General features: G+C 70.6%; 18 protein-coding genes and 1 pseudogene. 6 read left to right on the plus strand and 13 right to left on the minus strand.

Annotated features, from left to right (window positions below; genetic code table 11):
* Nucleotides 1–3: 3 nt before the first annotated feature.
* Nucleotides 4–411 (minus strand): DUF3224 domain-containing protein, encoded by a 408-nt coding sequence (locus IE325_RS08400; protein WP_190069078.1) that lies wholly within the window; start codon nucleotides 409–411, stop codon nucleotides 4–6.
* Between the two features lie 131 nt (nucleotides 412–542).
* On the opposite strand from IE325_RS08400, the gene IE325_RS08405 reads away from it, so the two are divergent.
* Nucleotides 543–1,136, plus strand: coding sequence for a dihydrofolate reductase family protein (locus IE325_RS08405; protein ID WP_190069079.1), 594 nt, complete (start codon nucleotides 543–545; stop codon nucleotides 1,134–1,136).
* 137 nt (nucleotides 1,137–1,273) lie between these two features.
* On the opposite strand, the gene IE325_RS08410 is transcribed toward IE325_RS08405, so the two are convergent.
* On the minus strand, nucleotides 1,274–3,193 hold the full coding sequence (locus IE325_RS08410; protein ID WP_190069080.1) for an AMP-dependent synthetase/ligase: 1,920 nt from the start codon (nucleotides 3,191–3,193) through the stop codon (nucleotides 1,274–1,276).
* A gap of 135 nt (nucleotides 3,194–3,328) precedes the next feature.
* Here IE325_RS08410 and IE325_RS08415 point away from each other — a divergent pair, with 135 nt between their 5' ends.
* Nucleotides 3,329–3,940, plus strand: a complete 612-nt coding sequence (locus IE325_RS08415) for a chorismate mutase (protein WP_190069081.1) — start codon at nucleotides 3,329–3,331, stop codon at nucleotides 3,938–3,940.
* Here IE325_RS08415 and IE325_RS08420 read toward each other — a convergent pair.
* The 9 genes and pseudogenes from IE325_RS08420 to iolC all read right to left on the minus strand — a co-directional run bounded on the left by IE325_RS08420 (nucleotide 3,931) and on the right by iolC (nucleotide 16,484).
* Nucleotides 3,931–5,451 carry a vWA domain-containing protein gene (locus tag IE325_RS08420; RefSeq protein ID WP_190069082.1) on the minus strand — a complete coding sequence of 507 codons (1,521 nt, stop codon included), beginning with the start codon at nucleotides 5,449–5,451 and terminating at the stop codon, nucleotides 3,931–3,933. The genes IE325_RS08415 and IE325_RS08420 overlap by 10 nt on opposite strands.
* Before the next feature lie 148 nt (nucleotides 5,452–5,599).
* The gene (locus IE325_RS08425; RefSeq protein ID WP_190069083.1) at nucleotides 5,600–6,463 is read right to left on the minus strand and encodes an ABC transporter permease; all 864 of its coding nucleotides are present in this window, start codon (nucleotides 6,461–6,463) and stop codon (nucleotides 5,600–5,602) included.
* Complete coding sequence (locus IE325_RS08430) at nucleotides 6,460–9,114, minus strand: CocE/NonD family hydrolase (RefSeq protein ID WP_190069084.1); 2,655 nt, start codon at nucleotides 9,112–9,114, stop codon at nucleotides 6,460–6,462. Before IE325_RS08430 ends, IE325_RS08425 begins: the two co-directional genes overlap by 4 nt.
* Before the next feature lie 212 nt (nucleotides 9,115–9,326).
* Nucleotides 9,327–10,724 (minus strand): APC family permease, encoded by a 1,398-nt coding sequence (locus IE325_RS08435; protein ID WP_190069085.1) that lies wholly within the window; start codon nucleotides 10,722–10,724, stop codon nucleotides 9,327–9,329.
* Nucleotides 10,725–10,922: 198 nt separating this feature from the next.
* On the minus strand, nucleotides 10,923–12,425 hold the full coding sequence (mmsA, locus tag IE325_RS08440) for a CoA-acylating methylmalonate-semialdehyde dehydrogenase (protein WP_190069086.1): 1,503 nt from the start codon (nucleotides 12,423–12,425) through the stop codon (nucleotides 10,923–10,925).
* Between the two features lie 14 nt (nucleotides 12,426–12,439).
* Nucleotides 12,440–14,323: a 3D-(3,5/4)-trihydroxycyclohexane-1,2-dione acylhydrolase (decyclizing) gene (gene iolD / locus IE325_RS08445; protein WP_190069087.1), complete on the minus strand. Its 1,884-nt coding sequence runs from the start codon at nucleotides 14,321–14,323 to the stop codon at nucleotides 12,440–12,442.
* A 112-nt stretch (nucleotides 14,324–14,435) separates the two neighbouring features.
* Nucleotides 14,436–14,540: pseudogene (locus tag IE325_RS46990) on the minus strand (5-deoxy-glucuronate isomerase); the annotation flags it as partial.
* Between the two features lie 118 nt (nucleotides 14,541–14,658).
* On the minus strand, nucleotides 14,659–15,537 hold the full coding sequence (locus IE325_RS08450; RefSeq protein ID WP_190069088.1) for a Cgl0159 family (beta/alpha)8-fold protein: 879 nt from the start codon (nucleotides 15,535–15,537) through the stop codon (nucleotides 14,659–14,661).
* Nucleotides 15,534–16,484, minus strand: a complete 951-nt coding sequence (gene iolC / locus IE325_RS08455; protein WP_190069089.1) for a 5-dehydro-2-deoxygluconokinase — start codon at nucleotides 16,482–16,484, stop codon at nucleotides 15,534–15,536. Before iolC ends, IE325_RS08450 begins: the two co-directional genes overlap by 4 nt.
* Nucleotides 16,485–16,859: 375 nt before the next feature.
* On the opposite strand from iolC, the gene IE325_RS08460 reads away from it, so the two are divergent.
* The 3 genes from IE325_RS08460 (at nucleotide 16,860) to IE325_RS08470 (ending at nucleotide 18,879) form a co-directional block, all read left to right on the plus strand.
* Nucleotides 16,860–17,687, plus strand: a complete 828-nt coding sequence (locus IE325_RS08460) for a helix-turn-helix transcriptional regulator (protein ID WP_229911726.1) — start codon at nucleotides 16,860–16,862, stop codon at nucleotides 17,685–17,687.
* A gap of 345 nt (nucleotides 17,688–18,032) precedes the next feature.
* Nucleotides 18,033–18,233 carry a helix-turn-helix transcriptional regulator gene (locus IE325_RS08465; protein ID WP_190069091.1) on the plus strand — a complete coding sequence of 67 codons (201 nt, stop codon included), beginning with the start codon at nucleotides 18,033–18,035 and terminating at the stop codon, nucleotides 18,231–18,233.
* 52 nt (nucleotides 18,234–18,285) lie between these two features.
* Entirely contained in the window at nucleotides 18,286–18,879 is a 594-nt protein-coding gene (locus IE325_RS08470; protein ID WP_190069092.1) for a GNAT family N-acetyltransferase, read from the plus strand.
* On the opposite strand, the gene IE325_RS08475 is transcribed toward IE325_RS08470, so the two are convergent.
* Together IE325_RS08475 and IE325_RS08480 are read right to left on the minus strand one after the other, a co-directional pair.
* Nucleotides 18,860–19,903 (minus strand): zinc-dependent alcohol dehydrogenase family protein, encoded by a 1,044-nt coding sequence (locus IE325_RS08475; RefSeq protein ID WP_190069093.1) that lies wholly within the window; start codon nucleotides 19,901–19,903, stop codon nucleotides 18,860–18,862. The two genes, IE325_RS08470 and IE325_RS08475, sit on opposite strands and share 20 nt — an antisense overlap.
* A 150-nt stretch (nucleotides 19,904–20,053) precedes the next feature.
* The gene (locus IE325_RS08480; RefSeq protein ID WP_190069094.1) at nucleotides 20,054–22,279 is read right to left on the minus strand and encodes an MMPL family transporter; all 2,226 of its coding nucleotides are present in this window, start codon (nucleotides 22,277–22,279) and stop codon (nucleotides 20,054–20,056) included.
* A 160-nt stretch (nucleotides 22,280–22,439) separates the two neighbouring features.
* Between IE325_RS08480 and IE325_RS08485 the strand changes: the two genes are divergently transcribed.
* The gene (locus IE325_RS08485; protein WP_190069095.1) at nucleotides 22,440–23,135 is read left to right on the plus strand and encodes a TetR/AcrR family transcriptional regulator; all 696 of its coding nucleotides are present in this window, start codon (nucleotides 22,440–22,442) and stop codon (nucleotides 23,133–23,135) included.
* Nucleotides 23,136–23,296 lie beyond the last annotated feature (161 nt).

Raw genomic sequence — 23,296 nt, forward strand, 5'->3', positions numbered from 1 at the left:
CGTTCAATCGAGCCCGTACTCGAACCAGATGCGATGCGTGCCGTCGACGTCGACAGCCAACCCCCCGCCACCAGTGATCCCGGCCAGCTCGCCGGTGCCGCTCGAAGGCACGATGGTGAAGAACTCCGCCGTACGGTCACTGCCGGACGTCGTCGCCGAGTGCACGAAGTTGAAGGCCCCCTCCCGCCCTTGCAGCGACCCTTCGAACGACTCCATGGCCACATACGTGCCGACGCCGGTCGACTGGTCGTACGCGGCGGTGAACAGGGTCGCCGAGCGCCCCACGACGTCCCCCTCGAATTGCTTCTCCATCGTCGCGACCCCCACCGGCAGCCCGGTGGCCACGGCAGGCTCGGGTTTCAGTTCAGTCGGGACGAACGCTTTCACGGTGAAGGTTCCCGTAGCTCTCATGCACCGACCGTACCGAGGGGGTCTGACAAACAGGGCTGACCATCGAACGCTCCGAGAGCACCGGACCGGCGCGTCGGGCCGATGAGTTCGCCGGTTGTCCGAAGTCTTCCTTGTGAGAGAGGGAGGCCAGGATGAAGAATCCGATTCGGCTGTACATGTCGATGTCGCTCGACGGCTATATCGCCGGCCCGGACGATCGGCCGGGGCAGGAGCTCGGACGCGACGGTGGACGGCTCTTCAACTGGCTCGACGACCGGGAGTCCGACGGTCCGAGCGGCCAGGTCTACCGCGAGGCGTTGGCGACCGGCGCGGTGATCTCCGGCCGTCGGACCTTCGAACTCGCCGGGCGCTGGCAGGGCGATCACCACGACGGCGTGCCGATCTTCGTCCTCACCCACCAGGTGGATGACGGGGACGTGCCACCCGGTCACGCGCGTTTCGTCACCGATGTCGAGGACTGCGCCCGTCAGGCACGCGCGGCCGCAGTGGACCGGCCGGTCATGGTCCATGGGGCGGGGGCGGCCCAGGCACTTCTCCGAGCCGGGCAGCTGGACGAGATGGAGATCCACCTGGTCCCGGTCCTCCTCGGGGAGGGCCGACGGCTGTTCGACCACCTGGGTGGCGATCACATCGAACTCGACCTGGTCCGACGGCTCGAGGACCGGGACGTGACGCACCTCCGCTACCGGGTGCACCGACCCGAGGAAGAATTCAGAGCCGCGTGAAGACACCACCCTGCGGACGCTGACCGACGCCGGCCTGAGTCCGGGACCTGTCCGCTCCGAGGCGTAGGGCCGGATGGATGTCCGCAGGTGCTCGTAGGCGGCGCGAGGCCGTCCTGGAACCTGCCCGTCTGAGGGCCTCAGTTGCCGTACAACCCCTCGATCTCCCCCGCATAAGCCGCCATCACCGCACCTCGCTTCACCTTCAGCGACGGCGTCAGCATCCCGTTCTCCTCGTTGAATTCGCCCTCGACCAGGGCGAACGCGCGGATGGACTCGGCGCGGGAGACGGCCTCGTTGGCGTAGTCGACGGCCTTCTGGACGTCGGCGCGTAGACGGGGGTCCCGGATCACCTCCGCCGTCGGTGTATCGGCCGGCATCTTGCGTACCGCCAGCCAATGTGTCACCGCCTCCGGGTCGAGGGTGATGACGGCCGCGATGAAGGGGCGGTTGTCGCCGACGACGAGACACTGGCCGATCGGTGAGCGGCTGCGGAGGCGGTCCTCCAGGATGGCCGGGGAGACGTTCTTGCCGCCCGAGGTGACGAGGATGTCCTTCTTGCGGCCGGTGATGGTGAGGTAGCCGTCCTCGTCGAGGGAACCGAGGTCGCCGGTGGCGAACCAGTCGTCGGTGAGGACCGCGTCCGTCGCCGCCGGGTTGTTCCAGTAGGAGCCGAAGACGATGCCGCCGCGGATGAGCACCTCACCGTCCTCGGCGATGCGGACGGCCGTGCCGGGTACCGGTTGGCCGACCGTGCCGGGGCGGGGTTTGAGGGGCGGGACGATCGTCGCGGCTGCCGTCGTCTCCGTCAGGCCGTAGCCCTCGTAGACGATGATGCCCGCCGCGTAGAAGAACAGGTTGAGGTTGCGGTCCAGCGGGGAGCCGCCGCTGATGGCGTAGCTCATGCGGCCGCCCAGTTCCTTGCGGACCCGGCGGTAGACCAGGAGGTCGTACAAGGCCCACGCCGCGTAGAGGCCCGGCCCCGGGCCCTTCCCCGTGCCCAGGAACTTGTTCAGGTACGCCTCTCCGAAGCGGACCGCCACCCGGTCGGCCCGGTCGAACGACGCCGCGCGGCCCATCTTCTCCGCCGTCGCACGGCCGGTGTCGTGGATCTTCTCGAAGAGGTACGGGACGCCTACGAGGAACGTGGGGCGGAACTCCTTCAGCGCCGGGCGGAGTTCATCGGGCTTGATGCTCGAGCAGTGGCCGATCTCGATACGGGCCAGCAGGCAGGCGATCTGGAGGGTGCGGCCGAGGATGTGGGCCAGGGGGAGGAAGAGGAGGGTTGACGCCGTCTGGCCGGTCACCTCCTTGAAGATCGGGTGGAGCAACTCGACCGTGTTGGCCGCCTCCGCGTGGAGGTTCGCGTGGGTGAGGACGCAGCCCTTCGGCTTGCCGGTGGTGCCTGACGTGTAGCAGATGGTGGCCGTCGTGTCGGGGGTGAGGGTGGTGCGGCGTTTCGTGACCTCTTCGTCCGGGAGGTCCTCCCCGAGGGTCGTCAACTCGGTCAGCGCTCCGGCTTCCAATTGCCATATGTGTGGCCGATGTTGGTGGCCCGCCGTGCCCCTCGCCACCGTCTCCGTGTTCTCTTCCGTCTCCGTGATCACGAAACGCGCGTCCGAGTCCCGGACTATCCACTCCACCTGCTCGGCGGACGACGTGGCGTAGATCGGGACCGTCTGGCCGCCCGCCGCCCAGATCGCGAAGTCCAGGACCGTCCACTCGTAGCGGGTGCGGGACATGACGGCCACGCGGCCGCCCGGTTCGAGCCCCGCCGCGATCAATCCCTTGGCCGCGGCCGTGACTTCGCGGGCGAAGGCCCTGGCTGTGACCGGGTGCCAGGTGGTGCCTCGCTTACGGCGGAGGACCACCGCCTCCGGGGCCTCGGCCGCGTTGGTGTACGGGAGGTCCGCCGTGGTGCCGGAGGTGGGGTGTGGTGCGAGGGGCGGGGTGCGGGCCTCGCGGACCACGCCGTCGGCGTCCTTGACGATCTCCACCCTGGTGCGGTCCATCAGATCGGCGCGCTGCTTCGCCCGCTTCAGGTCCTTGCGTACGCCCATGTCGGCTCCCGTTGCCAGTCGGACTTACTGGAGAGTCAACTTACTCACGCGTAAAGGAAGGTCAATGGGGCGGGCCGTACTCGGCACAAGTGCGCCGGTACGTTGAACGCACCCCCCAGCGAAAGGACGGGCCCTGTGCGAATCCGACGTACGCGGACCCTCTTGGTGGCCGCCGTCTCCACGGCGGTACTGCTCTCCGGAGCCGCCCCCGCCGTGGCCCTGAGCGATGCCCCGGCAGCCACCTCCGCCTCCCCCCATCTCCATGGACTCACCCCGCTGACCGACCTCTTCGCCGAACGGCTCCTCGTCGCCGACAAGGTCGCCGCCGCCAAGTACGGCACCGACAAGCCGATCGACGACCCGGTGCGCGAGCAGCAGATCCTGGACGACGTCGCCGCGCGCGCGACCGCGCTCGGGCTGGACCCGGAGGACACGCAAGCCGTCTTCCGGGACCAGATCGAGGCGAACAAGCTCGTGCAGCGCGGCCTGTACGCGCGCTGGGACGCGCACCCCGACGAACGGCCCACCGAGCGCCCCGACCTGGTCAAGGAGGTCCGCCCGGTGCTCGACCGCATCACCACCGAACTGCTGGACGCGCTCAAGGACACCGGGCGGCTGCGCACGTCCCCTTCGTGCGAGCCGCGACTCGTCATCGCCGCGGCCAGGTCGGCATACGGCCATGACCTCGACGTCCTGCACCTGAAGGGACTCCGGCGCGCGGTGCCCTCCGTGTGCGCTCAGCCCTGAAGGTCGCTCGCCCGGTCGATGGCCCGAGCCAGGTCCCGTACCGCCTCGTCCTCCGTCGTGGACGCCAACCTGTGCGCACGGTCGGCGAGTTCGGAGAGCCCCTCCGAGCCCGGCAGCGCACGGTCGTGGTCCCGGCGGAGGGCGTCCGCGAAGTAGGCCGCCGTCGCCGTGACCTGGAAGCGGGAGCCCGCGTCCCAGACCGAGGAGCGCAGGGCACCGGTCACCACCTCGCCCGACTCCTCGTGCGGGGCCCGCGTCCTCGGGTCCAGCCAGCGGACGTGCGCCGTGGCGAGGTGGCCCTCGGTGCCGGGCTTGGTGCGGACGGCGTAGAGGGCGGTCACCGTGTGGCCGGGGCCGACCTCGCCGCCGTCGACGCTGTCGTCGCGGAAGTCGTCGTCGGCCACCGCACGGTTGTCGTAGCCGATGAGGCGGAACTCGGAGACCGTCGCCGGGTCGAAGGCGATCTGGGCCTTGGCGTCGCGGGCGGTCAGGTCGATGTTGCGGGGGAGGTCCTCGCAGAAGGTCTTGCGGGCCTCTTCGTCGGTGGACACATAGGCCGTGTGGCCGTCGCCCTTGTCCGCGAGGCGTTCCATCAGCGCGTCGCCGTAGTCGCTGCCTACGCCCACCCCGAAGAGGGTGATGCCGTGCTCGCGGCGTTCGGAGGCGATGCGTTCGAGGATGGTGTCCGCGTCGGTGTCGCCGGTGTTGGCCAGGGCGTCGGACACCAGGACCACGCGGTTGGTGGCACCCTCGCGGAGGCCGTCGACGGCCGTCTCGTAGCCCGTCTCCACGCCCGCGCCGAGATTGGTGGAGTCGGTGGGTTCGAGGGTCTCGATCGCGTCGTGGATCTCGTCCCGGTTGGAGCCCAGACGGGTCATCGGCAGCACCCGCTCCGCCTCGTCGCTGAACGTGACGATCGCGACCGAGTCGTCGTCGCGCAGCTGGTTCGTCATGACGTCCAGGGAGTCCTTGGCCAGGTCGAGGCGGCCCGGTTCGGCCATCGAACCGGAGATGTCGATGACGAAGGTGAGGGCGGCCGGCGCGCGTTCGCCGGAGTCGCGTTCGGGGCGGGTCGCCAGGCCCACGCGGACCAGGGACCAGTCCTCCTCGGACGTACGGGCGCCGTCGACCGTGATCGAGAAGCCGTTGCCGTCGGGGCGGTCGTAGTCCTGGCGGAAGCTGTTGACGAACTCCTCGGGGCGGACCGTCGAGGGGTCGGGCAGCCGGCCCTCGGCGAGGGTGCGGCGGGCGTAGCCGTAGGAGGCGGTGTCGACGTCGAGGGCGAAGGTGGAGAGGTAGTCGGGGGCGGGCGCGAAGTCGCGGGACTCCGAGGGCTCGTCGTCGCCGTTCTTCTGCTCGCCGGTGCCGCCGCCACTGTTGCCGTAGCGATGGTCGGGCGCGGGGTAGCTGCTGTTGTCCGCCGACGAGCCTCCGCCACCCGCGCATCCCGTGAGCAGCAGCCCCGCCCCTGCCACCACCGCGAACACCCCACGTATGCGATGTCGATCCATCTTCCGTGCCCCCTTGGTCCGTTGACGTCGGCTTTCTGTGACTGTGACGGGCCAGGGGGCCGGAACGTGCGCTACAAAGCGTTGCGGATGGGTCTCGAAGCAGCCACGGTGGCCGGTTCCCGAGACCGGTAGGTGATCTTCCGGTGACCTACGACACCACGTCCTTGCGCGCGAAACCCCGGAAGGCCAGCGCGAACAGCACAAGTGCGTACGTTATGGAAACCGCCGTGCCCTGGATCATGCCCGACCACTCGGCATTGGGCTGTACGGCGTCCGCCCAGGCGAACTGCCAGTGCGCGGGCAGGAAATGGCGCCAGTCGCCGAGCGCCGTCACCGCGTCGAGGACGTTCCCGACGATGGTCAGGCCGACCGCGCCGCCGACCGCGCCGAGCGGGGCGTCCGTCTTGGTCGAGAGCCAGAACGCCAGGCCCGCGGTGACCAGTTGGGACACGAAGATGTACGCCACGACCACCAGCAGCCGCTGCGCCGCCGTCCCTGTGGCGAGCGAGCCGCCGGTGGGGATCTGGAGCGGGCCCCAGCCGTACGCCGCCGTGCCGACCGCCAGCGCGACGACGGGCAGCAGGACCATCGCGGCCAGGCTGAGGCTCAGGGCCACCACGAGCTTGGACCACAGCAGGCGCGCCCGGGGCACGGGTGCCGCCAGCAGATAGCGCAGGGAGGACCAGCTGGCCTCCGACGCCACCGTGTCCCCGCAGAACAGGGCGACGGGGATGACCAGCAGGAAGCCCGCGGAGACGAACAGGTTCACGGCGGCGAAATTGGCGCCGGACGCCGTGGCCGTGTCCATCAGGGTGATGCGGTCGCCGCCGGCGTCCGGCTCGCCACCGATCGCGAAAGCCGCGACCAGGACGAAGGGGAGGACGGCCAGGATGCCGAACATCACCAGCGTGCGGCGGCGCTTGAGCTGGCGGGCCAGCTCGACCCGGAGGGGCAGCGTACGGCCCGCCCGGTAGCCGGAGGCGACCTCGGTGGGCTCGGTGAGCGTGCTCATGCGGAGCCTCCGATCAGGGTGAGGAAGGCGTCTTCCAGACGGCGGTGCGGGCCGACCGACTGGACGGGCACTTCGAGGCGGACGAGTTCGGCGACCAGGCGCTGTGCGCTGCCGTCGGGGTCGAGGCGGACGAGCAGTCCCTCCTCGGTGCCGATCGCCGAGGCGATGCCGGGCAGCGCCGCCACCTTCTCCACGACCGGCTCCTCGACCGGTACGGCCGTGCCGACCAGCAGCGTGTCACCGGAGCCGATGATCTCGGCGACCGGGCCCGCCTGCACGAGGCGGCCGCGGTCCATCACCACGAGGTGGGTGCAGGACTGCTCGACCTCCGCGAGGAGATGGCTGGAGACGATCACGGTGCGGCCGGCCGCCGCGTAGCGGATCATCACCTGGCGCATCTCGCGGATCTGTGGCGGGTCGAGGCCGTTGGTCGGTTCGTCGAGGATGAGCAGGTCAGGCAGGCCGAGCATGGCCTGGGCGATGGCGAGGCGCTGGCGCATGCCCTGGGAGTACGTCCGTACCGCGCGGGCCAGTGCGTCGCCGAGGCCGGCGATCTCCAGGGCCTCGTCGAGGTGGGCGTCCTCGGGCGGGCGGCCGGTGGCCTGCCAGTACAGCTCCAGGTTCTCCCGGCCGGAGAGGTGCGGCAGGAAGCCCGCGCCCTCCACGAAGGCGCCGACGCGGGAGAGGACGGGGGCGCCGGGGCGGATCGCGTGACCGAAGACCCGGATCTCACCGGCGTCCGGCTTGATCAGGCCCATCAGCATGCGGAGGGTCGTGGTCTTGCCCGCGCCGTTCGGGCCGAGCAGACCCAGGACCTGGCCCTTCTCCACGCGGAAGGACAGGTCCCGTACCGCGTACCGGTCCTGCGAGCCCGCGTACCGCTTGCTCAAGTCCGTGATCTGGAGCGGGACTTCGGCCTGCTCGGGATCGGGCGCGGGGGTGGCGGTGCGGCGGCGGGCCGTCAGCAGCAGGGCGAGAGCGATACCGGCGCCGACGATCGGGAGCCACCACACCCACGACGGGAGCGGGGCGACGGCGGTACCGACGCCGGGGGCCGTGGGGACCGTCAGATCGCCCTTGAGGGAGACGGTGTACGTCGCCGGGGAGACCGGCGAGGCATAGCCGAGGTCCGTGGAGGAGACGACCAGGCGCAGCCGGTGGCCGCTCTCGATGTCATGGTCGATGGCGGGGAGCGTGAGCGTCACGTCCTTGCCGGCCTTGGCGCCCTCGACGCGCAGGGGCGTGACCAGCTGCGACGGCAGCACCTGCTGGCGGCCGTCGGGGCCGACGTCGTAGACCTTGGCGAAGAGGACCGCGTCCTCGCTGGTCGACCTGACGTGCACGGTCGCCTTCGGGGAGCCGGTGATGTGCAGATTGCCGGTGACCGGCGCCGATTCGAAGGCGGCGAACTGGCCCGGGAAGTCCAGGGACACCCCGACGCCCAGCGAGGACAGCTGGGCGAGTCCGCCGGAGCCGCCGAGTCCGGGCAGCGCCGAGACGGCGGGCGGGCTGGCGCCGGCCGGGTTGGCGAAGCTCTGCTCGCGGCCGGTGAGGCGGAAGGCCTTCGGGCCGCTCTCCAGGCCCGGGTAGGTGTCCGCGCTCGCGCCCCGCAGCAGGGCCTGGCCGTCGGTGGAGTCGACGCCTCCGGTACGGGTGACCCGGAAGGCGGGACCGGTGTCGGCGCCCTTGTCGTCCTTCAGATACCGGTCGAACCAGGACTTCACACGCCCCTGGATACGGCCCGTCTCCATGTCGCCGCCGTCATGGCCGCCGGAGATCCAGTCGACGTCGACGGGGGCGCCGTTGGCCTTGATCGCCTTGGCTGCCTGGTCGGCCTGGCCGAGCGGGAAGAGGGAGTCGGACTGGCCCTGCATGAGGAGGGTGGGGACCTTGATACGGTCGCCCACGGCCGACGGCGACCGCTCCTCCAGCATCTTGCGCGCCTGTGCGTCCGGGACGCCGGACTCGGCGACCCGGTCGTACATCGCGCAGATCTGCTTCTCGAACTTCTCGCAGCCGCCGGCCGAGTTGACGAAGATGCCCGCCCAAAGCTTCTTGAAGACACCGTTCGGGAACAGCGCGTCCGCGAGGTTCCAGTAGGTGATCGCCGGGGCGATGGCGTCCACACGGTCGTCGTATCCGGCGGCCAGGAGGGAGATCGCACCGCCGTAGGAGCCGCCCGCCATGCCGACGCGCGGGTCGCCGGTCTTGTCCAGCTCGACCTGTGGCTGCTTCGCCAGCCAGTCGAGCAGCTTCGACACGTCGGCGACCTCGCCCTTCGGGTCGTTCAGGCCGACCTCGCCGGTGGACTTCCCGAAGCCGCGGGCCGACCAGGTCAGCACCGCGTAGCCGTCTCCGGCGAGGTCCTGGGCCTGCTCCCGTACGTCGTCCTTGCTGCCGCCGAAGCCGTGCGCGAGGAGGACGGCGGGGCGGGCTCCGTTCGTGGCCGACGTGAAGTACGAGGTGTCGATTCTTACCCCGTCTCCCATGTCCATGACCCGGTCCGTACGGCGTATCTGCGGCGCGTCCTCGCCGGCGACGGCCGTCCATGTCCCGGCACCGGCGAGGACGACGACGGAGGCCGCGGCGGCGATCCACCGGCGCGGCCTCTTCACTCGCCCTCGCAGCAATGCGGGCAGTCGAAGATCCATGGTTCAACGGTACGGGGCGAAGCTGTCGGTCAGTTATCGACCGGGGGCTGAATCGGGGGACCTTCCAGGGGGGTACGGCGGGGGGTTTGTCTACCGCGTTCGTGGTACGGCGGGGTTGAGCTCGGGGGGTTCTGTGGGCTGCCGGGTGCGGGTTCGTTGTGGTTGATCGCGCCCGCGCGGCGGAGCCGCAAATTGATACAGCCCCGCGCCCCTTAGGGGGTTTCATCGACCGGGATTGTGACCAGCCAGCGCGTCTCCCTTCGCGGCCGGAGATACAGCGCCCAATACAGGGTGGCTACCCCCGTAATACCGCCCGTCCACAGCAGATAACTCGTCTCCTGCTGGCTCAGGATGTACACCAGGACCACGATCAGCAGGACCGGCATCGCGGGCCACAGGGGCATGCGCCAGGCGCGGGTGTGCCTGTGGGTGCCGCGCCTTGCGAACAGCGCTGCCACCGCCACCAGCAGGTACATCCCCGTCACCGACACCCCCGTCACGCCGTACAGCGTGTCCAGATTGACGAAGCACAGGGCCGCCCCCGGTACGCCCACCGCGAGGGTCGCGACCCACGGGGAGCCGAAGCGGCCCAGCTTGGCGAGGACGTTGTTGACGGGTGTCGGCCAGGCCTTGTCGCGGGCGGAGGCGAAGAGGACGCGGGAGTTCTGGATGACCATGACGATGCCCGCGTTGATGATCGCGAGGGCCACGCAGAGGCTGACGAAGGTGCCTACGGCGGAGTTGGACCAGGCGGTGACCATGGTGCTCAGATCACCGGCGGTGAGTGCCTCGATGTCCGATGCGCCGAGCGTGATCGCGATGACGGGAACGAGGATGATCACCGCCGAGATGGCGAGGGTGGCGAGGACCGTGCGGGCGACGTTGCGGCGTGGGTTCTCCAGTTCCTCGGAGAGGTAGACGGCCGTGGAGAAGCCCTGGGTGACGAAGAGGGCGATGGCGAGGCCGGACACGATCAGCAGCGCCGTCACCGTGTCCGTACCGCCGTCCGCGCCGGCCACCTCCATCGAGACCAGGCTCCCCGGGCCGCGCTCGGCGTGGGCGAAGCCCAGCACCGCCACGACGGCCGCTGCGATGACCTCCAGGACCAGGAAGACACCGGTGATCCAGGCGTTGGCGCGCAGGTCCAGCAGACCGGCGAGGGTGGCGAGGAGCATGACGCCGGCGCCGGTCATGGCGGGGTCGAGGTGGACGATCGGGGCGAGGTAGTCGGCGGTGCCCATCGCGATCACCGGCGGGACGACCATGACGACCAGGAGAGAAAGGACGAAGACGAGCCAGCCCGCCAGCCGTCCGGCCAGCGTGGAGACCATCGCGTACTCGCCGCCCGCGCTGGGGATGAGGGTGCCCAGCTCCGAGTAGCAGAACGCCACGGCGATGCAGAGCAGGGAGCCGATGGCGATCGTCAGGGCGGTGGCGGTGCCGAGCGAGCCGAACAGGTCGGGGACGACCACGAACAGGGTGGAGGCGGGGGTCACGCAGGACAGAGTGAGCAGGGTGCCGCCGACCACGCCGATGGAGCGCTTGAGCTTCTGGGGGCCGTCCGACGCCTCGACTGCGGCGCCCTCGACGGGGGTGAGGGTGTCGGTCACGAGGGGGATGCAACATCGACGGAAACCATCGCGTCAATGGGTGTTCACCTACGGAATTCGTGGCGATCACCGCTCGCGGCGCGCGTTAACGTCGTATCAAGGCCGTATACGGGGGCCTGACACGCGTGCGGGAATCGCAGCTCGGGGCCGCAAAAAAATGGGGCCGTCCGCGATGCGGACGGCCCCTCATGCCACTCGTCAGTGGTTGCGCGGGAAGCCCAGGTCGACCCCGGACGGGGCGTCGGCCGGGTCCGGCCAGCGGGTGGTGACGACCTTGCCGCGGGTGTAGAAGTGCGTGCCGTCGTTGCCGTAGATGTGGTGGTCGCCGAAGAGGGAGTCCTTCCAGCCGCCGAAGCTGTGGTAGCCGACGGGGACCGGGATCGGGACGTTCACGCCGACCATGCCTGCCTCGATCTCCAGCTGGAAGCGGCGGGCGGCGCCGCCGTCCCGGGTGAAGATCGCGGTGCCGTTGCCGAACGGCGAGCTGTTGATGAGGGCCACGCCGTCCTCGTACGTCTCGGCGCGCAGCACGCACAGCACGGGACCGAAGATCTCGTCCTGGTAGGCCTTGGCGCTGGTCGGCACCTTGTCGAGGAGCGAGATGCCGATCCAGTGGCCGTCCTCGTAGCCGTCGACGGTGTAGCCGGTGCCGTCGAGGACGACCTCGCAGCCCTCTGCCGCCGCGCCGGCCACGTACGACGCCACCTTGTCGCGGTGCACGGCCGTGATCAGCGGGCCCATCTCGGACGTCGGGTCGTTGCCGGGGCCGATCTTGATCTTCTCGGCGCGTTCGCGGATCTTCTCCACCAGCTCGTCGCCGATCGAGCCGACGGCGACGACCGCGGAGATGGCCATGCAGCGCTCGCCCGCGGAGCCGTAGGCGGCGCTCACGGCCGCGTCCGCCGCCGCGTCCAGGTCGGCGTCGGGCAGGACCAGCATGTGGTTCTTGGCGCCGCCGAGGGCCTGGACGCGCTTGTGGTTGGCGGCGGCGGTGGTGTGGATGTAGCGGGCGATCGGCGTCGAGCCGACGAAGGAGACCGCCTTGACGTCGGGGTGCTCCAGGAGGCGGTCGACGGCCACCTTGTCGCCGTGGACGACGTTGAAGACGCCGTCCGGGAGGCCGGCCTCGGCCAGCAGCTCGGCGATCTTGATGGACGCCGACGGGTCCTTCTCGCTCGGCTTCAGCACGAACGTGTTCCCGCACGCGATGGCCATCGGGAACATCCACATCGGCACCATCGCCGGGAAGTTGAACGGCGTGATGCCCGCGACCACGCCCAGCGGCTGCCGGATGGACGACACGTCGACGCGGCTCGCGACCTGCGTCGACAGCTCGCCCTTCAGCTGCACATTGATGCCACAGGCCAGGTCGACGATCTCCAGGCCGCGCGCGACCTCGCCGAGGGCGTCGGAGTGCACCTTGCCGTGCTCGGCGGTGATCAGCTCGGCGATGGCGTCCCGGTTGGCGTCCAGCAGGGCGCGGAACTTGAACAGGATGGACGTGCGCTGGGCCAGCGAGGACTGGCCCCAGGTCAGGTACGCCTCCTTGGCCGCCGCCACCGCCGCGTCCACCTCCTCGACGGAGGCGAAGGCGACCTTCGTGGTGACCGCGCCGGTGGCCGGGTCGGTGACCGGCCCGTACGAGCCCGACGCGCCTTCGGCGGTCTTGCCGCCGATCCAGTGGTTGACGATCTTCGTCATGACCGGTTACTCCTTCACAGATGGCGGCGTCGGGTCGAGACGTGCCGTTCGTACAGCTCACGTGCCTTGACCGCGGATGCTCGGGTCGCGGTCTCGGCCACGGGAACATCCCACCAGGCCTGTGCGGGCGGCGCGCCCGACACTGTGTCTGCCGTTTGGGTCTCGACGTAGACACATGTGGGAGTGTCGGCCGCGCGGGCCTCGGCGAGCGCCTCACGAAGATCGCTGACGGTCTTCGCCCTCAGCACCCGCATACCCAGGCTCGCGGCGTTGGCGGCCAGGTCGACGGGGAGCGGGGCACCGGTGAACGTCCCGTCGTCCGCGCGGTAGCGGTATGCGGTCCCGTAGCGCTCGGCACCCGCCTCCTCCGACAGGCCGCCGATGGACGCGTACCCATGGTTCTGCACCAGCAACACCTTGATCGCGACGCCCTCCTGCACGGCGGTCACGATCTCCGTCGGCATCATCAGATACGTGCCGTCCCCGACCAGCGCCCACACGTTGCGCTCGGGCGCGGCCAGCTTCACGCCGATCGCGGCCGGGATCTCGTAGCCCATGCAGGAGTAGCCGTACTCCAGGTGGTACTGGTCGCGCGAGCGCGCCCGCCACAGTTTGTGCAGGTCACCGGGGAGGGATCCGGCCGCGTTGATGATCACGTCCGACTCGTCGACGAGCGCGTCCAGGGCGCCCAGCACCTGCGGCTGCGTCGGCCGTACGTCGGGTTCGTCGGCCTCGTAGCAGGCGTCGACGCGCTGCTCCCAGCGCTCCTTGTCCTCGGTGTACTCGGCGATGTAGCTGTCGGCGACCCGGTGGGCGTGCATGTCCAGGGCGGCGGTGAGCTCGATCAGACCGCTGCGGGCGTCCGCGATGAGCGGCATCCCGGCGAGCTTGTGGCCGTCGTAGGGCGCGATGTTGAGGTTGAGGAAGCGGACGCCGTCGCCCGCGAAGAGGGTGCCGGAGGCGGTGGTGAAGTCGGTGTACCTCGTCCCCACGCCGATCACCAGGTCGGCGGTGCGGGCGAGTTCGTCGGCGGTGGCGGTGCCGGTGTGGCCTACGCCGCCGACGTCCTGCGGGTGGTCATGGCGCAGGGAGCCCTTGCCTGCCTGCGTGGAGGCGACCGGGATGCGGGTGACCGCCGCGAACTCGGCGAGGGCCTCCTCGGCGCGGCTGTGGTGGACGCCGCCGCCCGCGACGACGAGGGGACGGCGGGCGGCGCGGATCGCCCGTACCGCCTCGGCGAGTTCGGTCGGGTCGGCGCCGGGCCTGCGCACCACCCAGGTGCGCTCGGCGAAGAGCTCGTCCGGCCAGTCGTACGCCTCGGCCTGTACGTCCTGCGGCAGCGCGAGCGTGACGGCGCCGGTCTCGACGGGGTCGGTGAGGACACGCATGGCTTGGAGTGCGGACGGAATCAGGGCTTCCGGGCGCGTGATCCGGTCGAAGTACTTCGACACCGGACGCAGACAGTCGTTGACCGACACATCGCCCGCGTACGGGACTTCGAGCTGCTGGAGGACCGGGTCGGCGGGGCGGGTGGCGAAGATGTCGCCGGGGAGGAGCAGGACAGGGAGGTGGTTGATGGTGGCGAGGGCGGCGCCGGTGACGAGGTTGGTCGCGCCGGGTCCGATGGAGGTGGTCACGGCGTGGGTGGAGAGACGGTTGGACTGCCTCGCATATCCGACGGCCGCGTGCACCATCGCCTGCTCGTTGCGGCCCTGGCGGTACGGCATGACATCGCCGTACTCGACGAGCGCCTGGCCGATCCCGGCGACATTGCCGTGGCCGAAGATGCCCCAGGTGGCGCCGATCAGACGGTGCCGTACGCCGTCGCGCTCGCTGTACTGGGCGGACAGGAAGCGGACGAGCGCCTGTGCGACCGTGAGCCTCGTCGTTGAGGTCATCGGTAACCCCCTGTGCCTTCTACGTGTGCCGGAAAGAATTCGTATGCCGGCAGGAATTCGTGTGCCGGATGGAAGGGGAATACGCGCCGAGTGCCGGATCCGTTCGGTACCGCTCGACAAGGACCTCCGGCGCGGGGCCGTAGCGGGCGGGGAGTCTTCGCTCGCACTTCGCTCCTGCCAAAGCAAAGCGGCCACCCGCGCCGGAGGCGATCTGGGCACCGACGCTCCACTCGGAGCGCCGTGCTGTGCCGGTCGCGTCCGCACCGCCGAACCCCGAGGCGGTGACGCCTCGTTGTCCCCCGGGACGGAACGTCCGGCTCGTCGTCATGGAAACCTCACAGCAGTCCTACGGCCGTGTCGACGGCGGCGGCCACATCCCCGTCCGCCGGGTAGAGCAACGACCGCCCCACCACCAGCCCGCGCACGGTCGGCAGCTGGAGCGCACCCCGCCACTTCTCATATGCCCCGTCCTGGTCGTCGCCGACCTCACCGCCGAGGAGGACGGCCGGAAGGGTCGAGGTCTGCATGACCTCGGCCATGTCGTCGGGGTTCTCGGTGACGGGGAGCTTGAGCCAGGTGTAGGCGGAGGTGCCGCCGAGGCCGGAGGCGATGGCGATGGACTTGGTGACGGCCTCGGCGGACAGGTCGTTGCGCACCTTGCCGTCCAGGCGACGGGACAGGAACGGCTCGACGAAGACGGGGAGCCGGCGGGCCGCCATGTCATCGATGGCGCGGGCGGTGGACTCCAGCGTGGTGAGGGAGCCCGGGTCGTCGTAGTCGATACGCAGGAGCAGCTTGCCCGCGTCGAAACGCAGCCGCTCGATGTCCTCGGCGCGGTGACCGGTGAAACGGTCGTCCATCTCGAAGGACGCCCCGGCCAGGCCACCGCGGTTCATCGAGCCCATGACGACCTTGTCGTCGAGCGCGCCGAGCAGCAGCAGGTCGTCGAGGATGTCGGCGGTGGCGAGGACGCCGTCGACACCGGGGCGGCTGAGCGCGAGGCAGAGGCGTTCCAGCAGGTCGGCACGGTTGGCCATGGCGAACTTGCGGTCACCCACGCCGAGCGCGCCTCGGGCGGGGTGATCGGCGGCGACGATCATCAGACGGCCGTTGTCGTTGAGAAGCGGGCGGCGTGTCCGCCGCGCGGCGGCCTCGGCGACGGCTTCGGGCTGGTGGGCGCGCAGGCGGACCAGTTCCGAGATGTCGACGCTCATTTGACGGCCCCCGCCGCGATCGCCGCCTCGATCTCCGCCGGCGTCGGCATCGCGGAGGAGCACTCCAGGCGGGAGGCGACGATGGCGCCGGCCGCGTTGGCGTGGCGCATGATCTTCTCCAGGTCCCAGCCCTCCAGCAGCCCGTGGCAGAGCGAGCCGCCGAAGGCGTCACCGGCGCCGAGGCCGTTGAGGACGTTCACGGGCAGCGGCGGGACCTCGGCCTGGTCGCCCTTGCTGTTGACGGCGAGGACGCCCTTGGGGCCCTGCTTGACGACGGCGACCTCGACTCCGGCGTCGAGGAGTGCGCGGGCGGCGGCGTGCGGTTCGCGTACACCGGTCGCGACCTCCACCTCGTCGAGGTTGCCGACGGCGACGGTGGTGTGTCGGAGCGCCTCCGCATAGAAGGGGCGGGCCTGCGCCGGGTCCTTCCAGAACATGGGGCGCCAGTCGAGGTCGAAGACCGTCGTACCCGACTTCGCGCGATGGGCCAGCGCCGCGAGCGTCGCCGTACGGCTGGGCTCCTCGCTCAGACCGGTGCCGGTGACCCAGAAGATACGGGCGTCCCGGATGGCGTCGAGGTCGAGCTCATGGGCGTCGATCTCCAGGTCGGGGGCCTTGGGCTGCCGGTAGAAGTACAGCGGGAAGTCGTCCGGCGGGAAGACCTCGCAGAAGGTGACCGGGGTGGGCAGGCCGGGGACCGGGGTGACCCAGCGGTCATCGACGCCGAAGCCCTGGAGGGCCTCGTGGAGGTAGGTGCCGAAGGGGTCGTCGCCGGTGCGCGTGATCACCGCGGTCCGCCGTCCCAGCCGGGCGGCGGCGACCGCGACGTTCGTCGCCGAACCGCCGAGGAACTTGCCGAAGGACGTGACCTGCGGCAGCGGGACGCCGGTCTGCAGGGGGTAGAGGTCCACTCCGATCCGCCCCATGGTGATCAGGTCGTACGCCATCGGCTTCCCTCGGTCTCCCTTGTCGCGACTCTTGGTCTCTCCGGCTTTGTAGCCCTGGTGATGGAGGCCTGTCAATGTTTTGTCCAGACATTCGAACGAGCCGTGCCCTCCGGGGGAGAGCCGTGCGCCCAGTCGTCTGCCGGGTTCTGTCTCGGAGGCGGGTGCGGGTCGGGTTGTGGTTGCTCGCGCCCACGCGGCGGAGCCGCAAATCGATACTGTCCCGCGCCCCTGGCGGGGTTGCAGCATGGGGGGATGACAAGAGCTGTGCGCTTGTGGTCCGGGGGCGGTCCCTCGGGGGCTTGGGAGATTGCCGTGGCTCTGCCCCATGCCCGGCTGCGGCCCGGCGTGATCAGTTATCGCGGGATACGGCTGGCCCTGGCTCGGCCCCGGCGGCGGCTGGAGGCGCCCATCGGGGCCTCGACCCTGTTGCTGGGGTTCGGGGAGCCGGTGCGGATCACGCGGGCCGGGCGGGCCCCGGACACGCTGGTCTCCGTGTACTGCGGGCCGACCACCACCCCTGCCGTGGGTGAGCACAGTGGGCGGATGGCCGGGATCGAGGTGCTGTTGATGCCGTGGGCGGCGTTCACGCTGTTCGGGACTCCGCAGTACGAGCTGGCCGACCGGACCGTCGATCCCGATGAGCTGCCGCATGCCCTGGGTGCCCGGCGGGTCGGTGAACTCGCCGGTGCGCTGGCCGCGTTGCCCTCCTGGGAGCAACGGTTCGGGCTGCTCGACGATGTGTTCGCGCGCTGGTCGGACGCCGGTACGCCCTGTTCGGCGCGGGTGGTGCGGGCCTGGGCCGAACTGGTGCGCACGGGCGGTTCGGTGCCGGTGCCGCGGCTCGCCGAGGAGGTCGGGTGGAGCGTACGGCACCTGGAGAACCGCTTCCGGGAGCAGATCGGGCTGGGGCCCAAGGCAGCGGCCCGGGTGCTGCGGTTGCAGCGTGCGCGCAGTCTGCTGGCGTCGGGGCGGGGGCAGGCGGAGACCGCGGCGGCCTGCGGGTTCTATGACCAGGCGCATCTCAGCGGGGAGTTCAAGGCGATGACCGGGTGCACGCCCCGTGAGTTCACGGCGGCGCGACGGCACGCGCTCGCCGCACCGGGCGGGACTCCGGCCCCGGACCGTCTGACCGGTGAGGCGACGAGTCTCGTACTCGCTTCCGACCGCAGTGCGCTTTTTTCCAAGACCCGTGAGCTTGGCTGAATGCAAGCTGTGGCCGCCGGCGGTAGAGCCTCTCAGGCGGGGGAGCTGGCGGGCCGGGCCCGGCGCAGCGGGTCCGGCCCGCCGTATGTGCGGCGGCGTTTGTCAACGCGCCACGCCCTTACGCCCGCGTGCGCCTTTGCGTCACCTCTGTCACAAGCGCACCTTTCACGTCACACATGTCCCATGTACGCGGGACTTGCGTCACACGCCGTGCACAGGCCCTGTCCGCCGCTCACTCCGCGTCGTTGACCGAGCACAGGCTTTGTGATCGCCAGCGCAGCGCACGGTACCCCCGACGACCAGCCCCCGGTCGCCGCCGCGGCGCGCGCGGGGAGGTGCCAAGTGATGACCGACCGAAGGCTCTGGTCCTACAAGGAGATCGCCGCGCACATCAAGGTGCAGCCGGACACCGTACGGTCCTACCGCAAGCACGGGCTGCTGCCGCCGCCCGACCATGTCGAGGGCGGCAAGCCCTTCTGGTACGCGGACACCGTACGGGCCTGGGTGGCGTCCCGGCCGGGCAACCGGGGTCGCAGAGCGGACTGACCTCCCGGAAAACCGGCTGTGCCCCACCCTTGCCATGGGGCACAGTCGCTCCATGAGCGACTTCTCCGTGAAACCCGTGCTCCGCGGCGAGCGGGCCCTGCTGCGTCCCTTCACCGAGGAGGACATCCCCGTGATGGCGCGGATCCTGTCCGACCCCGAGGTCATCCGGCTCACCGGCAGTCCGGAGGACGAGCTCGGACTGGACCAGATCCGCGCCTGGTACGGCAGCCGGAACGACCAGACCGACCGGCTCGACCTCGGCATCGTGGACCGGGCGAGCGGCCGACTCGTCGGCGAGGCCGTCCTGAACGAGTGGGACGAGGACAACCGCAGCTGCAGCTTCCGCATCCTGATCGGCCCCGACGGCCGCGACCGCGGGCTCGGCACGGAGTCCGTCCGACTGATCGTCGGCCACGCCTTCGAGCAACTCGGCCTGCACCGCGTCTCGTTGCACGCCCTGTCCTACAACTCCCGTGCCCGTCGCGCCTACGAGAAGGTCGGCTTCGTCGCCGAGGGTGTCGACCGGCAGTCGGTGTGGCAGGCCGGCGAGTGGATCGACCAGGTGCGGATGGCGATCCTCGCCCCCGAGTGGGCCGCCCACCGCGGCCGGCCCGACACCGCCGCCGTCAGCTCCACGGCTCGATGACCGTCACCCCCACCCCCGGCGCCGACCCCATCGCCTCCAGCGCCGCCGGTACCGCGTCCAACCCGATCGTCCGCGTCACCAGCAGCTCCGGCCGCAGCACCCCGGCCCGCACCAGCTCCAGCATCGCCGGGTAGCTGTGCGCCGCCATGCCGTGGCTGCCCAGCAACTCCAGCTCCAGGCCGATCGCGCGGGCCATCGGGACCGGGGTCGTGCCGGACTCCGAGGGCAGCAGCCCGACCTGGATGTGCCGGCCCCGGCGACGCAGACCGTTGACGGAGGCAGCGCAGGTCACCGGTGAGCCAAGGGCGTCCAAGGAGAGGTGGGCGCCACCGCCGGTGAGGTCCAGGATCGCCGCCGCCGTGTCGGGCACGTCCGACGCGTCCACGCACTGCGCCGCCCCGAACTTCCGTGCCAGCTCCAGCGCTTGAGGCGAGACGTCCACCGCGACGACCCGCGCCCCCGACGCCGCCGCGATCATCACCGCCGACAGGCCCACCCCGCCGCAGCCGTGCACCGCGACCCACTCTCCCGCCGCCACCCTGCCCTGCTGCACCACCGCCCGGAACGCCGTCGCGAACCGGCAGCCCAGCGACGCCGCCGTCGCGAACGACATCTCCTCCGGCACGGCCACGAGGTTCACATCGGCGTGGTCCAGCGCCACGTACTGGGCGAAGGAACCCCAGTGGGTGAAGCCGGGCTGGGTCTGCCGCTCGCACACCTGCTGGTCGCCCGCCGCACACGCCGCGCAGCTGCCACAGGCGCACACGAACGGCACGGTGACTCGGTCGCCGGGGTGCCAGCGGGTCACTCTGTCGCCGACCGCCTCGACCACACCGGCGAGTTCATGGCCCGGCACATGCGGCAGAGTGATGTCGGGGTCGTGGCCCTGCCAGCCGTGCCAGTCACTGCGGCAGAGGCCGGTCGCCTCGACTCGTACGGTCACTCCGTGGGGGGTGGGGTGGGGGTCGGGTACGTCGCGTATCTCGGCCGGTTCTCCGTAGCGCTCGAATACCACTGCCCGCATGCCCTGTCTCCTTATCGGCCGCGACGCGCTCCACGGATCGGCCGTGATGGCTCGTCGGTTGTCTGCGAGTCCATCGTGGCTGGTCGCGCCCAACGCGGCGGAGCCGCATATTGATACAGCCCCGCGCCCCTTAAGGGCGTTGCAGCCAGGTCAGCTCGGTGTGCTCACCTTGTCCCGCTCCCGTTCCGGCTCCGCCGTCAGAACCTGCGTCGGCTGCTCCCCCTCGCTCACCCCGAACCGCTCATGGAACCGTCGCAGCGGTCCCGGTGCCCACCAGGTCGCCCGCCCCGTCAGGCGCATGACCGCCGGCACCAGGAGGCTGCGGACGATCATCGCGTCCATGAGTACCGCCAGGGCGATGCCCAGGCCGAGCATCTTGGTGTTGGTGACCCGGGAGGTGCCTATCGCCACCATCACCACCGCGAGGATCACGGCGGCCGCGGTGATCAGACCGCCGGTGCGCTGCAGCCCGTGCCGGACCGCCTGGTCGTGGTCGCCCGTCGCGTCGTACTCCTCCTTGATGCGGGACAGCAGGAACACGCCGTAGTCCATCGACAGGCCGAAGGCGACGCAGAACATCAGCACCGGGAGGGTGGTCTCGATGGAGCCTGGGCTGGTGAAGCCGAGCAGGCCGGACAGATGGCCGTCCTGGAAGACCCAGACCACCGCGCCGAACATCGCCGTCAGGCTGAGCGCGTTGAGCACCACCGCCTGGATCGGGATCAACACGCTGCCCGTGAGCAGGAACACCAGCAGCAGGGTGACGATCGTGATGAACGCGGCCGCCAGGGGCAGGCGTTCGCCTATCGCGTCCTTGGAGTCGACGAGGACCGCCGCCGCGCCGGTCACCTTGGTGTCGAAGGGTGCCTTGGTCGCGCGCAGGTCGTCGACCAGGCGTTGGGCCGGGTCGTCCACCGCCTCGCCCTTCGGCAGCACCGTGAAGTACGCGGACTCGCCCTTCACCAGCGGACCGTCGACCCGGACCGCCCCCGGGAGCGCGGCGATCTTCTCCTTGTAGTCGGCGTACTGCGTCTGTGTCGCCCGGCCCTCGGCCAGTACCTCCAGGCCGCCGCCGGGGCTGCCCGGGAAGCCGTCGCGGATGTGCTGCTGCACTACATGGGACTCGGCGCTCGACGGCAGCTGACGGTCGTCGGCGGTGCCGAACTTCACGCCCAGGAAGGGCAGGCCGAGCAGGACCAGGACGGCGGTGGTGCCCAGGGCGAAGAAGGGGGCGCGGCGCATGACGAGGTTCGCGGTGCGGGCCCAGGCTCCCCTGCCCTCCGACTCGCCGGCGGCCTGATCGGAGCCCCGCCCGCGTCGGAACAGACGGCGCAGGTCCAGGGAGTTCACCCGGTGGCCCAGCAGGATGAGTGCCGCCGGGAGCAGGATCAGCGCGGCCGCGGCGGCCAGCAGGACCACCGCTATCCCGGCGTAGGCGAAGGACCGCAGGAAGTACTGCGGGAAGAGCAGCATCGCCGCTAGGGACACGGCCACCGTGAGGGCCGAGAAGAGGACCGTGCGGCCGGCCGTGCGCAGGGTGGTGCCGACCGCCGCCAACGGTACGGCGCCGGTGGCGAGTTCCTCGCGGAAGCGGCGGACGATGAACAGGGCGTAGTCCACGGCGAGGCCCAGGCCGAGGGCCGTGGTGAGGTTCATCGCGAAGACCGATACATCGGTGATCTCGGTCAGGCCGCGCAGCACCGCGTTGGTGCCGAGGATCGCGACGATGCCGATACCGAGCGGCAGCAGGGCCGCGACGGCGCTGCCGAAGACCATCACCAGCAGCACCAGCGTGACCGGCAGGGCGATCACCTCGGCGCGCAGCAGGTCCTCCTGGATGGTCGTCTGCATCTCGTGCCGCACCGCGACCGGGCCGCCGACGCTCACCTCCACCGGGCCGTGGGCGCCCCGGAACTCGGGCGCGATGCGGTCCAGGGTCTCCCCCATCCGCTTCTCCTCGCCGGTGATCCGGGCGGCGATCAGCGCCTCATGGCCGTCCTCGGCGCGCAGGGCCGGCGCCTTGGTCTGCCAGTAGGAGCCGACGCCGACGACGCCCTTCTCATCGGCCAGCCGGGTCACGAGGCGCTGTGCCTCCGCGGCGACCGCGGGGTCGTCCACCGAGGCGTCGCCCGCGTCCACGAGGAGCAGGAGATTCGGCTGGGAGGCGGGGAACTCACGCTCCAGCGCCTTGGTCGCATAGGTCGATTCGGCGTCCGGGTCCTCCCAGCCGCCGCTGCCCAGCCGGTCGGCGACGCCGCTGCCGGCCAGCACGGCGAGCGCGGTGATCACCAGGGCCACGAGCAGCGACAGCCGAGGCCGGGCCGTCACGAAGCGGGTCCAGCCTCCGACTCGGGGTGGCCTGTTGACTTCGGTCATTGTGCGGTGTCCCCTTCACCCTGATCCATGCCGCGCACGCAAGGCGGCATGGAGCTGTCACTGCCATAGACTGGCAAACACGAGACATCGCTCGCGTTTCTCAAGAATGCGAGCGACCACTCGCGTTTGTCAATCGCGTTCGGAGAGCTGGGGACAACTCGTGCCGGAGAAGTCGGAGACGCCGGAGACGCCGGAGACATCCGAGACGTCGGAGAAGGAGCAGCCGCGCCGTCGGCAGGCCCGCGGCGAGCGCCGTATCGCCCAGCTGCTGGAGGCCGCGGCCGCCGTCTTCACCACCACCGGCTACACAGCGGCGAGCACCAACGCCATCGCTCGCGAGGCAGGCGTCTCGCCCGGCACGCTGTACCAGTTCTTCCCCAACAAGGAAGCGATCGCCATCGAGCTCGCCGACCGGCTCATGCACGAACTGCGCGAGATGTACGGCGAGGCGCTCGCCCCGGTCGATCCCACGACCCCGCTGGAGGAGGCCGTCGGCGCGGCCGTGGACCGGTTCATCGCCTTCAACTGCGAGCACCCCGTGTTCTTCACGCTGATGCACGGCCCCGACGTCCCCGGCCGCATGGCCGAGGAGCACGACGCGTTGCACGCGACCCTGCTGTCCCGGATAGAGGGCCTGCTCTCGTCGTTCCTGCCCGCGGCCGACCCGACCGACCTGGCCCGGACCGCCCATATGTGCCTGGGCCTGTACAAGGCGGGCCTGGAGCTGGTCCTGGCGCACGAGGGCGCGGAGCGCGACGCCTACGTCCAGGAGCTGAAGAACGCCCTGATCCGCTATCTGGACCCGCTCGTGGGCGAAGGACTCGGCCATCCGGACGCGCCCCGGACCACGGCATGACGCGCCCGCACCGATAGGTGTGCATGGATCAGCTCCCGGCTTCGGGGGAACCCCGCGCCCCACTGTCTCCCGCCCGCGCCCCACCCGCATCCCGGGCGAGGACGCGATCGAGAACGTGATCAAGGACGCGATCAAGGGCGCAGCCGAGGACACGGCCGAGG

The organism is Streptomyces lanatus (assembly GCF_014655715.1).
In the GTDB taxonomy this organism is placed as follows: Bacteria; Actinomycetota; Actinomycetes; order Streptomycetales; family Streptomycetaceae; genus Streptomyces; species Streptomyces lanatus.

Bases quoted from the DNA above. Each gene is read 5' to 3' on its own strand.
- IE325_RS08400 (WP_190069078.1), bottom strand. From the start codon at position 411: ATGAGAGCTACGGGAACCTTCACCGTGAAAGCGTTCGTCCCGACTGAA.
- IE325_RS08405 (WP_190069079.1), top strand. From the start codon at position 543: ATGAAGAATCCGATTCGGCTGTACATGTCGATGTCGCTCGACGGCTAT.
- IE325_RS08410 (WP_190069080.1), bottom strand. From the start codon at position 3,193: ATGGGCGTACGCAAGGACCTGAAGCGGGCGAAGCAGCGCGCCGATCTG.
- IE325_RS08420 (WP_190069082.1), bottom strand. From the start codon at position 5,451: ATGGATCGACATCGCATACGTGGGGTGTTCGCGGTGGTGGCAGGGGCG.
- IE325_RS08425 (WP_190069083.1), bottom strand. From the start codon at position 6,463: ATGAGCACGCTCACCGAGCCCACCGAGGTCGCCTCCGGCTACCGGGCG.
- IE325_RS08430 (WP_190069084.1), bottom strand. From the start codon at position 9,114: ATGGATCTTCGACTGCCCGCATTGCTGCGAGGGCGAGTGAAGAGGCCG.
- mmsA (WP_190069086.1), bottom strand. From the start codon at position 12,425: ATGACGAAGATCGTCAACCACTGGATCGGCGGCAAGACCGCCGAAGGC.
- iolD (WP_190069087.1), bottom strand. From the start codon at position 14,323: ATGACCTCAACGACGAGGCTCACGGTCGCACAGGCGCTCGTCCGCTTC.
- IE325_RS08450 (WP_190069088.1), bottom strand. From the start codon at position 15,537: ATGAGCGTCGACATCTCGGAACTGGTCCGCCTGCGCGCCCACCAGCCC.
- iolC (WP_190069089.1), bottom strand. From the start codon at position 16,484: ATGGCGTACGACCTGATCACCATGGGGCGGATCGGAGTGGACCTCTAC.
- IE325_RS08465 (WP_190069091.1), top strand. From the start codon at position 18,033: ATGACCGACCGAAGGCTCTGGTCCTACAAGGAGATCGCCGCGCACATC.
- IE325_RS08470 (WP_190069092.1), top strand. From the start codon at position 18,286: ATGAGCGACTTCTCCGTGAAACCCGTGCTCCGCGGCGAGCGGGCCCTG.
- IE325_RS08475 (WP_190069093.1), bottom strand. From the start codon at position 19,903: ATGCGGGCAGTGGTATTCGAGCGCTACGGAGAACCGGCCGAGATACGC.
- IE325_RS08480 (WP_190069094.1), bottom strand. From the start codon at position 22,279: ATGACCGAAGTCAACAGGCCACCCCGAGTCGGAGGCTGGACCCGCTTC.